We start from the raw sequence: 16445 nt of genomic DNA, 5'->3' as shown, positions 1-16445 counted from the left end.
CACTCCTATAGGAAAAATGTTTTGATGTCGTTCCAGGTGACAAGCACCATGATGACTAATACGAATAATACGCCTGCAAGCTGTATGTTGAGTTCCACCCTTTTATTGAGCGGTTTTCTGAATATGCCCTCATACAGGACGAACAATATGCGTCCGCCGTCGAGTGCGGGTATCGGCAGCAGGTTCATGATGCCGAGGTTGACGCTCAGCACCGCCGTGAAGTTCATCAGCACAAGGAGGCCCTGTGATGCGACTTCCTCCGTCACCACATATATGCCGACAGGTCCGTTCAGCATATCGAAGGAGAATGTCCCTTCGAAAATGCTCAGGAACAGCTGCACGACGAGCTCGAATATCAGCGTGCCCATCTCGTATGTCTGCTGGACGCCCCACCACAGCGGTGCAACGAGGCCCTCTTCAAAGTCGTGGCCTATGCCGATGATCAGCCGTTCGACCACTTCGCCGTCGGGCAGCTCGGTCGCTTCGACCATCGGTATCATCTCGACTTCCCTTACCTCACCGTCATTTTCAACGGTGATGTCAAGCTCCGATTCGCCTTCCTGCTGGATGATCGAAGACATATGGTCCCAGTTCCGGACTTCAGTGCCGTTGATCTCAAGCAGGCGGTCGCCTTCCTCAAGCCCCGCCTCCTCAGCAGGAGTATCTTCAGCGACCACACCGACCACCGGTTCATCGGATGGCTTGCCGTTGATGTAGAACAGCACGGTGAATAATACGAATGCGAGTACAAAGTTCATCAGAGGTCCTGCAAATAAAGTCCAGAACCTCGCCATGACGGATTTCGATTCGAAGCGCGCCGATGCCGGTGCGATGCGCTCAAGCTCGGAATCCTGAACGAAATAAGCTTCATGTGCGATTTTATATGAAGTTTCAACATCGTCGTATGTACGCACGGCTCTTATGGTCATGGTCTTCCGGATGTCCGCCTCGACCACTTCTATTTCCTCTATATCATTGAAGTTGTGCTTATCATCTAGCAGGACGTGGGTGATTTCACCGAGGTCGTTCAATTTCAGCTGGACGCGCATTCCGGGGTTCAGGGGGTTGATCTCCATATCGCTGGAGGCCATTCTGACGTAACCGCCCACCGGCAGCAGCCGGATGGTATAGACGGTGTCATTGAATTTATAGGAAAAAATCTTTGGTCCCATTCCGATGGCAAACTCGGGACACATTATACCTGCACGTTTTGCAACTATCAGGTGGCCAAGTTCGTGAACAGTGACCAGCACACCGAATACGACTATAAAAGCTAAAATGCCGGTCAAATCTATCACCTCATGTCCGATTTAAATATTTCATCATAATAAAGGATCGTTTCCAAATCAGGTTCATCGATCACTTTATGTTCGTTCATACGTAATTCTACTATCTTTTCTATATCAAGAAAAGAAATCTCACCTTTCAGGAAGCGGTCCACCGCATACTCGTTCGATGCGTTCATCACCGCCGGCATCGTGCCGCCTATTTCAACCGCTTCATATGCAAGCTTCAGCATCCTGAAACGATCGAAATCCATCGGTTTGAAGTTCAGCTGTGTGAGCGTGTCGAGATCGAGCGGGTTGTCCATCGGCAGGCGTTCGGGATAACTGAAGGCAAACTGGATCGGGCCTTTCATATCCGAATTGCCGAGCTGTGCGATGATGCTGTTGTCCACGAACTCGACCATCGAGTGTATCGTGCTCTCCCTGTGGAGGAGCGTGGAGATCTTATCGATGTCGAGATCGAACAGCCATTTCGCCTCGATGACTTCAAGCCCTTTATTCATCATGGTGGCGGAGTCGATAGTAATCTTTTTGCCCATCGCCCAGTTCGGATGGTTCAATGCATCGGCAAGCGTCACCTCATCCAGCTGATCCCTTGAAAGATCCCTGAATGAACCGCCGCTCGCGGTGATGATGAGCCGTTTGATCTCGGAGGGGGATTCACCTCTTAAGCACTGGAAGATTGCGGAATGCTCCGAATCCACGGGCAGGATGTCCACATTGTGCGCCTTCGCCTCCTGCATCACGATTTCCCCTGCGGCAACAAGCGTCTCCTTGTTTGCAAGCGCAATATCCTTGCCCATCTTGATCGCCTTAAGCGTGGGGCCGAGGCCGACGCTGCCCATGATTGCGGTGAGGAGCATATCGCTGTCGTCCCCGGCAACGGCGAGGAGCCCTTCCTCCCCGCTTATGAATTCGATCGACGGGTACTCTGACTGAAGTGCTTTCCTGTCCGCTTCATCCATCACGGAGACCATCTTCGGGGTGACGGATGCGAGTATCTCACGCAGCCCGTCCACATTGCGCCCGATTGACAGGCTTTCGAGTTCGAAACGGTCCGGGTTGTCCTTCAGCACCTCGATCGCCTGTGTCCCGATGGAGCCTGTCGCTCCCAGTATTGAAATCTTCTTCATGATCCACACTCCATTAAACTCAGCTCACCAATGGCAGTATATTCATCAGTGGCAAAACAAATATAAAACTGTCGAAACGGTCCAGCACACCGCCATGGCCCGGCAGCAGGCTGCCGGAATCCTTGACGTCGAAATGGCGTTTCAATGCGGACTCGACCAGGTCGCCGAGCTGCCCGGCCACGCTCAGTATCATCGTATAAATGATCAGAAGTATCACATTCGGGTTATCGATCAGGCCGAACACGCTGAATATGACCGCAAGCAGCACGCTCGAAAGAATACCGCCGATGAAGCCTTCCACCGTCTTGTTCGGGCTGATCTGCGGCCACAGTTTCCTTTTGCCGAATGCACGGCCGGATAGATAAGCACCTGTATCCGTCATCCAGACGATGAGGAGTGCGTACAGGATGAAGATCAGGCCGGCTTCCCTCGTCTCGTAAAAGTACATGAACCCGATGCCGATGTATGCGACTGCAAGCACGCAGAACCCCATATCCACAAATGTGAACCGGTTCTTGCTGATGACGGTGAAGCTCAGCATAAGAAGTGCCATGACGATGATCATGTCAATCTGCGCTTCAGTGACCATGGGGAGGAACGGGTAATCCGCCCGGGGCAGGAGGATGATCGATAAGGCGATCAAAGAAAGTATGCCCGGGATGGAAAATATATGTATACGGTTCATCTTCAGTATCTCGTATAAGGCGGTCAGAGCAAGAAGATAGACTGTAATGAGCATCGGCCAGGTGCCGATGATAATGATGGGAATGAAAATCAGCAATGCTATGACAGCAGTAATCGTCCTTGTCTTCACACTTATTCCTCCTTATCGTTCAGTCCGCCAAAACGTCTGTCACGCCTTCTGTACTGTTCTATCAGTTCGTCCATTTCCTCTGCAGAGAATTCAGGCCATAATGTATCGGTGAAAAACAGTTCACTGTAGGAAGACTGCCAGAGCAGGAAGTTGCTCAGCCGGTATTCCCCGCTTGTCCTGATGATCATTTCCGGGTCAGGCACCGGTGCAGACATGAGATAGCGGCCGACGGTTTCATCATCCACCGCATCGAGCGACAGGCTGCCCCTGTTGATGTCCTCATGCATCGCCCTGAAAGCCTGTATGAGTTCATCCCTGCCCCCGTAATTGAGCGCAAATATGAGGTTCAGCCCGGTATTGTCCGCAGTTTCATCCACTGCTCTCGTCACCGCTTTGATTGTATGCTTCGGCAGGCCTTCCAAATTGCCTATTATCGTCACTTTAACATTCTTTTCGATGAGTTCGGGTAAAAACGTCCCGAGTAAATCACCCGGGAGCTTCATCAGATAACTCACTTCAGAGCTTGGTCTGCTCCAATTTTCGGTTGAAAATGCATACAGTGTCAAATATTTTATCCCTATATCAGAGGCATGTCTCGTGATACGTTTTACATTCTGCATACCTTCATAATGACCATGTACACGCGGCCGTTTCTTCATCTGGGCATACCGGCCGTTGCCGTCCATGATCATTGCTATATGTAAAGGTAAGTCCTTCGTCAACTTCGGTTCTTTTTTTCTACCTAACATATGGTCCTCCACAAGAATTATATTTATTAGTATACATCTATACCTATATCGACTCAATCAGTTTATTGTAACATAAGAATGCATAAAAAAAGAGCAGGTTCAACCTGCTCGCTGTTTTGGCTAAACTTCCAAAATATCTTTCTCTTTTTCATCACAGAGGGTATCGATCTTCTTGATGGAGTCATCCGTCAGCTTCTGGACGTCTTCAGTGTAGCTGCGAAGCTCATCCTCTGAAATTTCGCCGTCTTTTTCGATTTTCTTAAGCTTATCATTGGCTTCACGGCGGATGTTCCTGACGGACACCTTGGCCTCTTCGCCTTCTTTACGTGCATCTTTGACGAATTCTTTCCTGCGCTCCTCAGTCAGCTGAGGGACTGTGATGCGGATCATCGTTCCGTCGCTCGTAGGGTTGATGCCGAGGTCCGCCTGCTGGATCGCCTTCAGGACATCATCAACGGAATTCTTATCATATGGTGTGACAGTCAGCATCCTCGCTTCAGGCACTGCGATCGTGGCCAGCTGATTCACCGGTGTCGGTGCACCATAGTAGTCCACGGTCACTCTCTCAAGAAGGCTTGCATTGGCGTGGCCTGTACGGATTCCCGCAAGTTCCCTCTGCAGGCTTTCAATGGATTTCTGCATTCTGCTTTTTGCATCTTTTAATATTGCATCACTCATTTGATTCTCTCCTACCAAGTTTTTATTTATTGATGGTCGTACCGATTGATTCACCGGAAACTGCACGTTTGATGTTGCCCTGCTCTGTAATTGAAAATACCACAAGTGGAATGTCGTTGTCCATACAGAAGGAGGAAGCGGTCGCATCCATCACCTGCAGGTTTTCCTGAAGCATTTCCATATAAGTCAGATTATCGTACTTGAATGCTGTGCTGTCGAACTTCGGATCTGCAGAATAAACACCGTCGACGTTGTTTTTGCCCATTAGGATCACGTCCGCTTCGATCTCCGCCGCACGAAGTGCTGCAGTCGTATCCGTTGAGAAGTACGGGTTGCCGATGCCGGCGGCGAATATGACGATGCGCCCTTTTTCAAGGTGTCTGATCGCACGGCGGCGTATATACGGCTCCGCGACCTGCTTCATCTCTATTGAAGTCAGCACCCTCGTTTCACAATCGAGCTGCTCCAGGCTGTCCTGCAGTGCAAGGGAGTTCATGACTGTTGCAAGCATTCCCATATAATCGGCTGTACCGCGGTCCATCCCGAGGTCACTGCCGGTCTTGCCCCTCCATATATTGCCGCCGCCGACGATGACGGCGATCTCGACGCCAAGTTCTTTCGCTTCGACCACCTGTTCCGAGATATTCTTAATGACGGCGGGGTTGATGCCGAAACCATCGTCTCCTGCCAGTGCCTCGCCACTGAGCTTTAATACAATTCTTTTGAAAGTTGAAGATTCAGCCATTATATTTCCCTCACTTATGATATTTGATGAGCTAATTTTAGAAAAAAAGACACCGAAGTGTCTTTTTCATTACTTATTCACTTGACCCATTACCTCATCAGCGAAGTTTTCTTCTCTCTTCTCAATACCTTCTCCCACTTCGAAGCGGACGAAATCGACCAGTTTCGCATCGTGGTTCTGAAGATATTTCTCGACGGTGATGTCAGAGTCTTTTACGAATGGCTGGTTTACAATGCTGATGTCTTCAAGATACTTGCGCATTCTGCCTTCAACCATCTTATCGACGATGTTTTCCGGCTTGCCTTCGTTGAGTGCCTGCTGCTTGAGGATTTCCCTCTCGTGATTGAGCTCCTCTTCAGGAACCTGATCGGAAGATACATATTTCGGGTTGAGTGCTGCTGCGTGCATGGCCACACCTTTAGCCACTTCAGAATCAGTCGTGCCGTCGACTACAGTCAGGACACCGATGCGCCCGCCCATGTGCAGATACTCGCCGAACGCGCCGTTGTCTGTCTTCTCGGCAAGGACGAATCTTCTCAATGTCAGCTTTTCACCGATTTTGGAAACGGCTTCCGTCATTTTCTCTTCAACCGTCTGGCCGTCGAGTTCAGACATGTTCAATGCTTCAACATTTTCAGGTTTTGTTGCAAGGATATGGTCTGCGATATCTTTGACCAGCTGCTGGAAATCTTCATTGCGCGCAACGAAGTCTGTTTCGGAGTTGATTTCAACGATCACTCCGTCATTGTCTTTGGACGCCACATGAACGAGGCCTTCAGCTGCGATGCGGTCAGCTTTCTTCGCTGCTTTGGCAATGCCTTTTTCACGCAGGTAGTCAGCTGCAGCATCGATGTCCCCATCAGTTTCCTGGAGTGCTTTTTTACAATCCATCATTCCTGCACCTGTTTTTTCACGTAATTCTTTTACTAATTTTGCTGAAATAGTAGCCATAAATTTATCCTCCTGGAAATAATATTTTAAAAAAGGTGATAAGAGAGTTAACTTATCACCGATATTATCATCATCTCGTCTGTCAGAGATTATTCGCTTTTAACTTCTGCAGGCGTTTCTTCTGCAGTTTCAGTTGATTCTTCCAGATCGATGTTCTGATCCGCTGCAACTTCCTCATCGGAAACACCTTGTCTGCCTTCCAGAACAGCATCCGCCATTTTGCTTGTCATCAGGCGTACTGCACGGATTGCATCGTCGTTCGCCGGAATCACGTAATCCACTTCATCCGGGTCACAGTTGGTGTCGACCATTGCCACGATCGGAATGTTCAATTTTTTGGCTTCCGCAATCGCGTTGCGCTCTTTACGAGGGTCAACGATGAAGATTGCTTTCGGCATTTCTTTCATATCGCGGATACCGCCGAGGAATTTGATCAGGCGATCATATTCTTTGCGGAGTTCCACAACTTCTTTTTTAGGAAGCACGTCGAAAGTTCCGTCCGCTTCCATTTTTTCGATTTCATCAATACGTCTGATACGCTTTGAGATCGTCTTGTAGTTAGTCAGGATACCGCCGAGCCATCTCTGGTTGACATAAAGCTGTCCAGCTCTTTCGGCTTCTTCCTTGATGGCGTCCTGTGCCTGTTTCTTTGTACCTACGAACAGGACTTTTCCACCGTCTTCAGAAATTTCTTTGACGAAATTGTAAGCTTCCGCCACTTTCTTGACTGTTTTCTGCAAGTCGATGATATAGATGCCGTTCCTCTCAGTGAAGATGTATTTCTTCATCTTCGGGTTCCAACGGCGTGTCTGGTGTCCGAAATGCACACCTGCTTCGAGCAGTTGTTTCATAGTAATTACTGCCATTATAATTTCCTCCTTTTGTTGTTACCTCCAGTGTCACTGGATGAAACCACCCTTCCGGGCAACCGGTCCCACATTCATGACACTGTGTGTAATCGGCAAATTTTAGCCGTTTAATAATATACCATATATCCCGGTTAAAATCAAACCTCTTTAGCTGTCTTTTCTCAGTTCAGGCAGGAAGTCCTCTTTTTTGACTTTGATGAATGTCCCTTTCATGCCGAGGGAACGTGATTCGATGACGCCTGCACTTTCCAGCTTCCTGAGGGCGTTCACGATCACCGAACGCGTGATGCCGACCCTGTCCGCCACTTTGGATGCGACGAGAAGGCCTTCGTCCGCATTCAGTTCATCGAAGATGTGTTCGATCGCTTCCCTCTCCGAGTATGACAATGAACGTATGGCCATTGCGATGCTTGCCTTGTCCCTTGCCTTCTGTTCGATCTCTTCATGCTTCTCTCTTAAGATCTCCATGCCGACGACTGTCGTCGCATACTCGGCAAGGACCAGATCTTCCTCGCTGAACGGCTGCGATACACGGCCGAGCGCAAGTGTGCCGAGACGCTCTCCGCCGCCGTAGATCGGTAAAATCGTCGTTTCGGAATCCTGGAAGGAATCTTCAGTAGGGAAGATCGTCAGTTCATCGCTGAAATCGATGTTCTCGGTCGTTTCGCTGATCCTCATCAGCTTATTCACATATTCATCCGGAAAGCGCCGGTTTTCAAGCATTTCGACGATCCGCTCATTCTCGATCTTGTGATTGACGCCGACGCCGAGCAGTTTGCCTTTCCTTGATACGATGAAGACGTTGCATTCGAGCACCCGGCTCACTTTTTTGGATACTTCATTGAAATCCACCTTCACACCTGAATGGCTTTGGATCAAAGTGTTGATTTCTCTTGTCTTTTGCAGTAATGAACTCATTTGGAATTCCCCTTTTATGATTTATAGTATGAATCTGCTTAAATTTTTATCTTCCTGGATATGTGACAGCTTGCTGTTCACATATTGTTTCGTGATCTCGACATGTGCGCCCTGCATATTGCTTGCTTCGAACAGCAGTTCTTCAAGCAGCGTCTCAAGTATCGTATGCAGTCTTCTTGCACCGATGTCATCCGTGTCCGTGTTGACCTGATGGGCGGTTCTCGCAAGTTCGGCAAGCGCTTCATCGGTGAATGAGATGGTGACATCCTCGGTCTGAAGCAGCGCTTCGTATTGTCTGATCAATGAACGTTTCGGTTCTTTCAATATCTTTTCGAAATCTTCATCTGTGAGCTTGTCGAGCTCGACCCTGATCGGGAAACGGCCCTGAAGTTCAGGTATGAGATCACTTGGTTTTGATACATGGAAAGCGCCCGCCCCGATGAACAGTATGTGCTCGGTGTCGATCGCACCGTATTTCGTCTGCACCCTGCTGCCCTCGACGATCGGGAGTATATCCCTCTGGACGCCTTCCCGGGATACATCACCGGAGTTCTGTCCGCCTTTGGCGATCTTATCCATCTCATCGATGAAGATGATCCCCATCGTTTCAGCCAGATTGATCGCTTCGTCATTGACATTGTCCGTATCGATGATCTTCTCCGCTTCTTCGCGGCTCAAATATTCACGCGCCTTTTTTACGGGCATGGTGCGCTTATGCTTCTTCTTCGGCATGAACTGCTTGAACATATCCTGCATGCCGGATTCTTCCATGCCGGGCATCATCATGCCCATTGAATTCTGTTCCTGTTCGACTTCAATCGTCACTTCTTCGTCTTCCAGGTAGCCGTTCAAAAGCTTCGCGCGGAGGCTCCGGCGCCTGTCCCTGACTTCTGGTGTGACTTCCTCTTCCGTCTCTTGTGTGCCCTGCTGGTTCATCAGCGCCTCGAACGGATTGGTCGTCGTCTTCTCTTTTTTGAAGCCCGGGGCGAGCAGCGCGAGGAGGCGCTCATTGGCGAGCTCTTCCGCCTGATCTTTCACAAGTTTCATCTTCTCGTCTTTGACGAGTTTGACACTTGCTTCGACCAGATCCCTGACCATGCTCTCCACATCACGGCCGACATAGCCGACTTCAGTGAACTTCGTCGCCTCCACTTTCGTGAAAGGTGCGCCCGTCAGCCTTGCCATGCGCCTTGCTATTTCGGTCTTTCCGACGCCCGTCGGGCCGATCATCAGTATATTCTTCGGGATGACCTCATCCCGGAGATCGTCATCCAGCATCATTCTCCTGAAACGGTTCCTCATTGCGATGGCGACTTTCTTCTTCGCCTCGCCCTGACCAATGATGTCTTCGTCCAATCTCGATGTTATTTCTCTTGGCGTTAAATTCTGTTTCAATATAAACGCTCCTTTAATCGATAGATTCCACTATTATATTATCGTTTGTGAACACGCAGACTTCACTTGCGATAAGCAGACTGTTGTAAGCAATCTCTTTCGCCGAAAGTTCGCTGCTGTAGCGCTTCAGGGCGCGCCCTGCACTGAGGGCGTAGTTGCCGCCGCTGCCGATGGCAAGAATGCCGTCATCGGGTTCGATCACCTCGCCGGTGCCCGAGACGAGCAGCAGTGTCTCCTTGTCCATGACGATCAGCATCGCTTCGAGCTGCCTCAGCATCTTATCGCCGCGCCACTCCTTCGCAAGCTCGACCGCCGCCCGCTGCAGGTTGCCGTTATAAGCATGCAGGTTGGCTTCGAATTTTTCAAATAAAGTGAATGCATCCGCCACACTGCCCGCAAAACCGGCAACGACTTTGTCATCGAAAAGCCTGCGCACTTTCTTTGCCGTATGTTTCATCACAACCTGATTGCCGAGGGTGACCTGTCCGTCCCCGGCGATCGCCCTTGAGCCGTTATGCTGTATCGCAAATATCGTAGTACCTTTTATAGCCATTTTTTCACCTCTTCTGATTACCTGGATGTGTCCTCAAATATGTCTTTCTCAACTGTTCTTTGGAAATATGCGTATATTTCTGGGTCGTCTGCAGTGACTCATGCCCCAGCAGCTCCTGGACCGCCCGGATGTCTGCACCATTGTTCAAAAGGTGCGTCGCAAAGCTGTGCCTCAGCTTGTGCGGATGAAGGTCAAAGTTTTCAGCACTCCTTTTGACCATCATATCCAATGCATGACGCAGGCCGCGCACCGTCAGCGGTTCAAGCCGGTAATTGAGCCACAATGCATCGTTGTGATCGATGTGTTTTTTGAAATGCTCTATATATTCAAGCAGACTTGCTTTCGCACTTTCATTGAAAGGGACGATTCTTTCCTTATTGCCTTTACCATGCACCTTCAATATCATATAATTGAAATCTATCCGATCCCTTCTCAGGGTGATCAGTTCGGATGCCCGGATGCCAGTGGCGTAAAGCAGCTCAAGTACCGCCTTATCCCTTAAATACATCCTGCTGCCCTGATCGAGCGATTCGAACAGTGCATTGATTTCGTTCTCATATAAAAAGGTGGGCAGGGCTTTTTCCTTTTTGGGAAAAGGCAGGCTTAAAAATGGATGGTTTTCAACTACGCCGGCTTCAATCAGGAAATGGTAGTAACTGCGCAAAGTTGAAATCTTCCTGGAGACGGTGGCTCTTTTAAGTCCTTTATCATAAAGTGATGATAAGTAGTTCCTGGCATCGGGATATTTGAAAGTCCCGACCGACAGGCCTTCCCTCTCGAGGAAAGCATGGAATTCATCGATGTCCGTCCCGTAGCTCCTGATGGTATGGTCCGATAAATTCCTCTGATAAAGCAGCCTGTCCAAAAAGCGCTCCTTGTAGTTGATTGACCTCGCCCCCTCTCCATCGGAATATTATCACAATTCCAAATAGTCTTTCAATAAATAGCATCACCGCTAAGCACATATGCCCCTTAAACATTTTAATATATTTCACAGAGAATTGCACACAATACTATGAATATTATCAATAAATCATCTAATTCGTTTATTCACAAAAAATCTACCTAATAAACATAGGTAGATTGAAGGTTAATTATTCACTTTTTCTGTGTACTCACAGTTTGAACATTTAACTTGTGCATTCTTACCTTTTTTGGTTTCCACCAAATGATGTTCGCATTTCGGGCAGGCTCTTCCAATCGGTCTGTCCCAGCTGATGAAATCACATTCCGGATACTGGTCACAGCCGTAGAATATACGGTTCTTCTTCGATTTGCGTTCTATGACTTCGCCCTTCTTACATTTCGGACAGCTCACGCCGATCGATTTGACGATCGCCTTCGTGTTGCGGCAGTCCGGGAAATTGGAGCAGGCCATGAATTTACCGTAACGGCCCATCTTGTATACCATCGGAGATCCGCATTTCTCGCAGTCTTCCCCGACCGGCTCATCTTTGATCTCTATCTTTTCCATTTCTTCTTCCGCCCGTTCGACCCTCGGTTCGAATTCCTTATAGAAATCATCGATCACTTTGACCCATGAAGCTTCGCCTTCAGCGACACTGTCGAGGTCTGCTTCCATCGTCTTCGTAAAGTCGACATCGATGATGTTCGGGAAATACTCCTCCATCGACTGGTTGACGATCTCACCGATTTCTGTCGGCATGAAACGTTTCTGATCCATGCGCACATAGTTGCGTTTCTGTATCGTATCGATGGTCGGCGCATATGTCGACGGGCGCCCGATGCCGAGTTCTTCAAGCGTTTTTACGAGCCTTGCCTCGGTGTATCTCGGAGGCGGCTGCGTGAAATGCTGATTCGGGGTGATCTTCAGGCTCTTGACCGTCTCCCCTTCGGCAATTTCAGGAAGACGGTTGCTCAGCTCTTCTTCCTCATCATCTTTTCCTTCTATATAAATCTGCATGAAACCTTTGAATTTAATGGTCTGGCCGTTGCTCCGGAACATCACATCATTATTGATCATGTCCATCCTCACCGTATCAAGGACGGCAGGCGCCATCTGGCTTGCGATGAAACGGTCCCAGATGAGCTTGTAGAGCCTGTGCTGATCGCGGCTCAAATACTGCTTCATGTTTTCAGGCGTCCTGAGGCTCGATGTCGGCCGGACCGCTTCGTGTGCATCCTGGGACTGGGCTGCAGCCTTCTGCTGTCTGCTGCTCCCGAGGAATTCCTTGCCGAAAGTCTCTTCTATATAATCCGCTGCCTCTTTTTTCGCAACAGGGGAGATCCTTGTCGAATCGGTCCTCATGTATGTGATGAGGCCGACCGTGCCTTCACCCTTGATCGCGATCCCTTCATACAGCTGCTGGGCGACCATCATCGTCTTCCTTGCCTTGAAGTTCAGTTTCCTTGCGGCTTCCTGCTGGAGTGAGGATGTGGTGAAGCTGTTTGCAGGAAAACGTTTCTTTTCCTTTTTCTCCACTTTCTCCACAAGGAATTCATCGCCGGAAATCTGTGCCAGGACTTTATCCACATCTTCTTTCGTATTCAGTTTGACTTTCTCTTTTTTCACTGAGTTGAACTTGCCTTTGAACTCGGAACGTTTGTACTTGAAGTCACTTTCGATCGTCCAGTATTCTTCCGGCTTGAACTTTCTGATCTCATTCTCACGGTCGATGATCAGGCTCAGTGCGACAGACTGCACACGTCCTGCAGACAGTCCTTTTTTCACCTTTTTCCATAATACCGGTGAAATGTTGTAACCCACCAGCCGGTCCAGGATGCGTCTTGCCTGCTGGGCGTCCACCAGGTCCTGGTTGATCTTGCTCGGATGTTTGAAGCTCTCCTTGACTGCGTCTTTCGTTATTTCATTGAAAACCACCCGGTAATATTCATTGTCTTCACCGAGTGCATGCGCCAGATGCCATGCAATTGCTTCTCCCTCGCGGTCCGGGTCACTTGCTAAAAATACTTTCTTGGCTTTTTTGGCCTCTTTCTTCAAATCTTTCAAGAGCGGGCCCTTGCCACGAATTGTAATATATTTAGGTTCGTAATTGTTTTCAGTGTCAATTCCCATTTGACTGCGGGGCAAATCACGCAAGTGTCCCATTGAAGCAACGACTTTGTATCTTTTGCCCAGATACTTTTCGATCGTCTTTGCTTTCGCCGGGGATTCCACTATCACTAAATTATCAGCCACGATGCGTTTGCCTCCTTCGTTTGTAGTTTCAGAATCAAATATTAAGTGCAAAGAATTCTTTTGTCAACTCTTTGATGTTTTGATTTATCATAAATTACTGAATATTGTCAGTGGAAATCTTTTAAAATATCATCAGCCGACAGGACGATTTCGGCTCCTTCCTGAATGCGCAGGTTCGTTCCTTTCGACAGTCCCGAGGTGATGTTGCCCGGCAGGCAGTATGTGTTCCTGTTTTCATTCATCGCCATGTCGAGGGTGATCAGACTGCCGCTCCGCTCCTCGGCTTCCGTCACAAGCACACCTTCCGACAAGCCTGCAATGATGCGGTTCCGGGCGATGAACCGCCATTTCTCAGGCGGTGTGTCCGGCGGATATTCGCTGATCGTCAAATGATGCATCTCCATCTCGCTGCGGAGCCCTGTTGTGGATTTCGGATAATGGACATCATGCCCGAAGGCAAGCACGCCGATCGTCGGGATGCCATGTGACAGGCAGAGCCGGTGTGCCGCTTCGTCCGCCCCGTAGGCAAGGCCTGAAACGATGGATAAATTTTTCAATTCCGGAATGATCGCCTTCAGTGATTCCTGTGTATACCTGGAGGCCTTACGGCTGCCGACGATGCCGAGGGCCCTTTTGTGCAGGAGCTGCCAATCCCCTTTTGCATAAAGTATGTACGGTGGATCGTGAATTTCTGCAAGGAGGCGCGGATAGCGTTCATCCCCGATGGTGATCCAGGTGATGCCCTGTGATGCCAGATGGCTTTTTATTGCACTGCTGTTCAGCCGCTTTGCGGCAGCTAATTTCCGCTGGAGTTCTGCAGGCAGACTGTGCCCGTGACGCATATATTTCAGCTGATGATATTCCCCGATGGTCACCCCTGCATATGACAAAGTCAAAAGTTCCAAATCCTCACCCCTAATGATTGATGCCTTCAATTATAAGTGATTATTGGACGGCTGTATTTTACATTACCGGGTCAATCATTGGAAGAAAAAGACAAAAATAGTGTCATCCTTTAAAAGGATGACACTATTTTTGGCTCGATGAGCTGATTTATGAAATTCACTTTACAGTCAGGCACTTTTCGTACAGACCATCGACTTTTTTGATGCGGTCGATCAGCGTCTGTCCGATTTCGGATGGTGTATCGGCAGTTTCAATGCCGCATGCGTTCATCGTCTTGATTTTCTCATCCGCTGTACCTTTACCGCCGGAAATGATTGCACCGGCATGGCCCATGCGTTTCCCCGGAGGTGCAGTGACACCGCCGATGAATCCGACGACAGGCTTATTCATGTTTTCCTTGACCCACTCGGCTGCTTCTTCTTCTGCAGTACCGCCGATTTCACCGATCATGACGACCGCTTCAGTTTCCGGATCTTCATTGAAAGCGCTGAGCGCATCGATGAAGTCGGTGCCGTTTATCGGGTCTCCGCCGATGCCGACCGCAGTCGTCTGGCCGATGCCCGCTTCAGTCAGCTGATGCACTGCCTCGTAAGTCAGTGTGCCTGAACGGCTGACGACGCCGACGTGGCCTTTCTTATGGATGTATCCAGGCATGATGCCGATTTTGCACTCATCGGCTGTGATGACGCCCGGGCAGTTCGGACCGACAAGGCGTGTCTTCTTGCCTTCAAGATAGCGCTTCACCTTCACCATATCAAGGACCGGGATATGTTCTGTAATGCAGATGACAAGGTCCAGTTCCGCATCGGCACTTTCAATGATCGCATCTGCTGCGAACGGTGCAGGGACATAGATGACTGAGACGGTTGCACCCGTTTCTTTCTTCGCTTCCTCCACCGTGTTGAAGACAGGCACGCCCTGGACTTCCTGGCCGCCTTTGCCAGGTGTCACGCCTGCAACGATTTTAGTTCCGTATTCAAGCATCTGCTCTGTATGGAATAATGCAGTTGATCCCGTGATGCCCTGGACCAACACTTTTGTATCTTTATCAATAAAAACACCCACAGTAAATTCCTCCGTTAATTTTTATTTATTTTCTCCTACCGCTGCGATAATCTTCTGAGCGCCTTCGGCCATCGTCGTTGCCGGTGTGATGTCAAGGCCCGACTCTTTCAGGATCTTCTTGCCTTCGTCGACGTTTGTGCCTTCCAGGCGGACGACCAAAGGAATTTCAAGGCCGACGTTCTCAACCGCTTCAACCACACCCTGTGCGATGATGTCACACTTCATGATGCCGCCGAAGATGTTGACGAAGATGCCTTTGACGCCTTCATCACCAAGGATGATTTTGAATGCTTCAGTCACTTTTTCAGCTGTTGCGCCGCCCCCTACATCAAGGAAGTTTGCCGGTTTGCCGCCGAAGTGGTTGATCGTATCCATAGTCGCCATCGCAAGGCCCGCACCGTTGACCATACAGCCGATGTTGCCGTCCAGCGCAACATATGACAGGTCATATTTGGATGCCTGGATCTCTTTTGGATCTTCTTCGTCCAAATCTCGGAGTTCGACGACGCCTTTTTGTCTGAACAGTGCGTTGCTGTCGAAGTTCACCTTCGCATCAAGCGCAAGCACATCGCCGTCGCCCGTCGTCACCAGAGGATTGATTTCAATGATGGAAGCATCTTTTTCAACGAATACATTATATAGGGAAAGCATGAGTTTGGCTGCCTTGTTGACAGACTCATTCGGGATATTGATATTGAATGCGAGGCGTTTAGCCTGATAAGGCATCAATCCGACAACCGGATCGATCTCTTCTTTGAAGATCTTTTCAGGCGTTTCCGCTGCGACCTCCTCGATTTCCGTGCCGCCTTCCTCGGAGCCCATCAGTACGACGCTGTCCGTCGCACGGTCGATGACGAAGCCGATATAATATTCATTTTGAATATCGCAGCCTTCTTCGACAAGTAGTCTTTTGACTTCTTTGCCTTCAGGGCCGGTCTGTGGAGTGACCAGCACTTTTCCAAGGAGCTCGTCCGCATATTGTTTAACTTCATCAAGATTTTTTGCTATTTTCACACCGCCGGCTTTACCCCTGCCCCCGGCGTGGATTTGGGCTTTGACGACATAGACATCGGAATTCAGTCCCTTTGCCACCTCAACCGCCTCTTTTGGTGTGTAGGCAACGCTGCCGTCCGGCACGTTGACACCCATAGAGCGAAAAATTTCTTTCCCTTGGTACTCATGAATATTCATGTTTTTCCTCCTAAGTTAAATTAATCTGTACA

General features: G+C 49.2%; 16 protein-coding genes. All 16 read right to left on the bottom strand.

All coding sequences use genetic code 11. From position 1 onward, the window contains the following. Positions 1-5 precede the first annotated feature (5 nt). Complete coding sequence (rseP, locus tag CRN96_RS01285) at positions 6-1298, bottom strand: RIP metalloprotease RseP (RefSeq protein ID WP_425442492.1); 1293 nt, start codon at positions 1296-1298, stop codon at positions 6-8. Next, positions 1295-2419 carry a 1-deoxy-D-xylulose-5-phosphate reductoisomerase gene (gene dxr, locus CRN96_RS01280; RefSeq protein WP_097038339.1) on the bottom strand — a complete coding sequence of 375 codons (1125 nt, stop codon included), beginning with the start codon at positions 2417-2419 and terminating at the stop codon, positions 1295-1297. Before dxr ends, rseP begins: the two co-directional genes overlap by 4 nt. Before the next feature lie 19 nt (positions 2420-2438). Then, positions 2439-3233: a phosphatidate cytidylyltransferase gene (locus CRN96_RS01275; protein WP_097038336.1), complete on the bottom strand. Its 795-nt coding sequence runs from the start codon at positions 3231-3233 to the stop codon at positions 2439-2441. Positions 3234-3235: 2 nt separating this feature from the next. Then, entirely contained in the window at positions 3236-3982 is a 747-nt protein-coding gene (locus tag CRN96_RS01270; RefSeq protein ID WP_097038334.1) for an undecaprenyl pyrophosphate synthase, read from the bottom strand. Positions 3983-4102: 120 nt separating this feature from the next. Beyond that, positions 4103-4660 (bottom strand): ribosome recycling factor, encoded by a 558-nt coding sequence (frr, locus tag CRN96_RS01265; protein ID WP_097038332.1) that lies wholly within the window; start codon positions 4658-4660, stop codon positions 4103-4105. 22 nt (positions 4661-4682) lie between these two features. Then, a complete protein-coding gene (pyrH, locus tag CRN96_RS01260; protein ID WP_097038331.1) occupies positions 4683-5405 on the bottom strand; it encodes a UMP kinase in 723 nt (240 codons plus the stop codon). Between the two features lie 69 nt (positions 5406-5474). After that, complete coding sequence (gene tsf / locus CRN96_RS01255; protein ID WP_097038329.1) at positions 5475-6356, bottom strand: translation elongation factor Ts; 882 nt, start codon at positions 6354-6356, stop codon at positions 5475-5477. An 89-nt stretch (positions 6357-6445) separates the two neighbouring features. After that, positions 6446-7222 carry a 30S ribosomal protein S2 gene (gene rpsB, locus CRN96_RS01250; protein WP_097038327.1) on the bottom strand — a complete coding sequence of 259 codons (777 nt, stop codon included), beginning with the start codon at positions 7220-7222 and terminating at the stop codon, positions 6446-6448. 150 nt (positions 7223-7372) lie between these two features. Beyond that, positions 7373-8143: a GTP-sensing pleiotropic transcriptional regulator CodY gene (gene codY, locus CRN96_RS01245; RefSeq protein ID WP_097038324.1), complete on the bottom strand. Its 771-nt coding sequence runs from the start codon at positions 8141-8143 to the stop codon at positions 7373-7375. 21 nt (positions 8144-8164) lie between these two features. After that, positions 8165-9538 (bottom strand): ATP-dependent protease ATPase subunit HslU, encoded by a 1374-nt coding sequence (gene hslU / locus CRN96_RS01240; protein WP_097038322.1) that lies wholly within the window; start codon positions 9536-9538, stop codon positions 8165-8167. A gap of 13 nt (positions 9539-9551) precedes the next feature. Continuing rightward, on the bottom strand, positions 9552-10091 hold the full coding sequence (hslV, locus tag CRN96_RS01235; protein WP_097038320.1) for an ATP-dependent protease subunit HslV: 540 nt from the start codon (positions 10089-10091) through the stop codon (positions 9552-9554). Between the two features lie 4 nt (positions 10092-10095). Then, positions 10096-10977 carry a site-specific tyrosine recombinase/integron integrase gene (xerA, locus tag CRN96_RS01230; RefSeq protein WP_097038317.1) on the bottom strand — a complete coding sequence of 294 codons (882 nt, stop codon included), beginning with the start codon at positions 10975-10977 and terminating at the stop codon, positions 10096-10098. A gap of 204 nt (positions 10978-11181) precedes the next feature. Then, on the bottom strand, positions 11182-13251 hold the full coding sequence (gene topA, locus CRN96_RS01225; protein ID WP_097038315.1) for a type I DNA topoisomerase: 2070 nt from the start codon (positions 13249-13251) through the stop codon (positions 11182-11184). 107 nt (positions 13252-13358) lie between these two features. Next, entirely contained in the window at positions 13359-14156 is a 798-nt protein-coding gene (gene dprA / locus CRN96_RS01220) for a DNA-processing protein DprA (protein WP_245844513.1), read from the bottom strand. Between the two features lie 157 nt (positions 14157-14313). Then, positions 14314-15222, bottom strand: a complete 909-nt coding sequence (gene sucD / locus CRN96_RS01215) for a succinate--CoA ligase subunit alpha (RefSeq protein ID WP_097038313.1) — start codon at positions 15220-15222, stop codon at positions 14314-14316. 21 nt (positions 15223-15243) lie between these two features. Continuing rightward, positions 15244-16413: an ADP-forming succinate--CoA ligase subunit beta gene (sucC, locus tag CRN96_RS01210; RefSeq protein ID WP_097038311.1), complete on the bottom strand. Its 1170-nt coding sequence runs from the start codon at positions 16411-16413 to the stop codon at positions 15244-15246. Between the last annotated feature and the right edge of the window lie 32 nt (positions 16414-16445).

It is taken from the genome of Salinicoccus kekensis (assembly GCF_900220995.1).
Taxonomy (GTDB): domain Bacteria; phylum Bacillota; class Bacilli; order Staphylococcales; family Salinicoccaceae; genus Lacicoccus; species Lacicoccus kekensis.
This window is presented reverse-complemented; position numbering and strand designations above follow the sequence as displayed.

Coding starts and splice junctions, on each gene's coding strand:
- frr (WP_097038332.1), bottom strand. CDS start 4,660: ATGAGTGATGCAATATTAAAAGATGCAAAAAGCAGAATGCAGAAATCC.
- tsf (WP_097038329.1), bottom strand. CDS start 6,356: ATGGCTACTATTTCAGCAAAATTAGTAAAAGAATTACGTGAAAAAACA.
- hslV (WP_097038320.1), bottom strand. CDS start 10,091: ATGGCTATAAAAGGTACTACGATATTTGCGATACAGCATAACGGCTCA.
- pyrH (WP_097038331.1), bottom strand. CDS start 5,405: ATGGCTGAATCTTCAACTTTCAAAAGAATTGTATTAAAGCTCAGTGGC.
- rpsB (WP_097038327.1), bottom strand. CDS start 7,222: ATGGCAGTAATTACTATGAAACAACTGCTCGAAGCAGGTGTGCATTTC.
- sucC (WP_097038311.1), bottom strand. CDS start 16,413: ATGAATATTCATGAGTACCAAGGGAAAGAAATTTTTCGCTCTATGGGT.
- dxr (WP_097038339.1), bottom strand. CDS start 2,419: ATGAAGAAGATTTCAATACTGGGAGCGACAGGCTCCATCGGGACACAG.
- CRN96_RS01270 (WP_097038334.1), bottom strand. CDS start 3,982: ATGTTAGGTAGAAAAAAAGAACCGAAGTTGACGAAGGACTTACCTTTA.
- codY (WP_097038324.1), bottom strand. CDS start 8,143: ATGAGTTCATTACTGCAAAAGACAAGAGAAATCAACACTTTGATCCAA.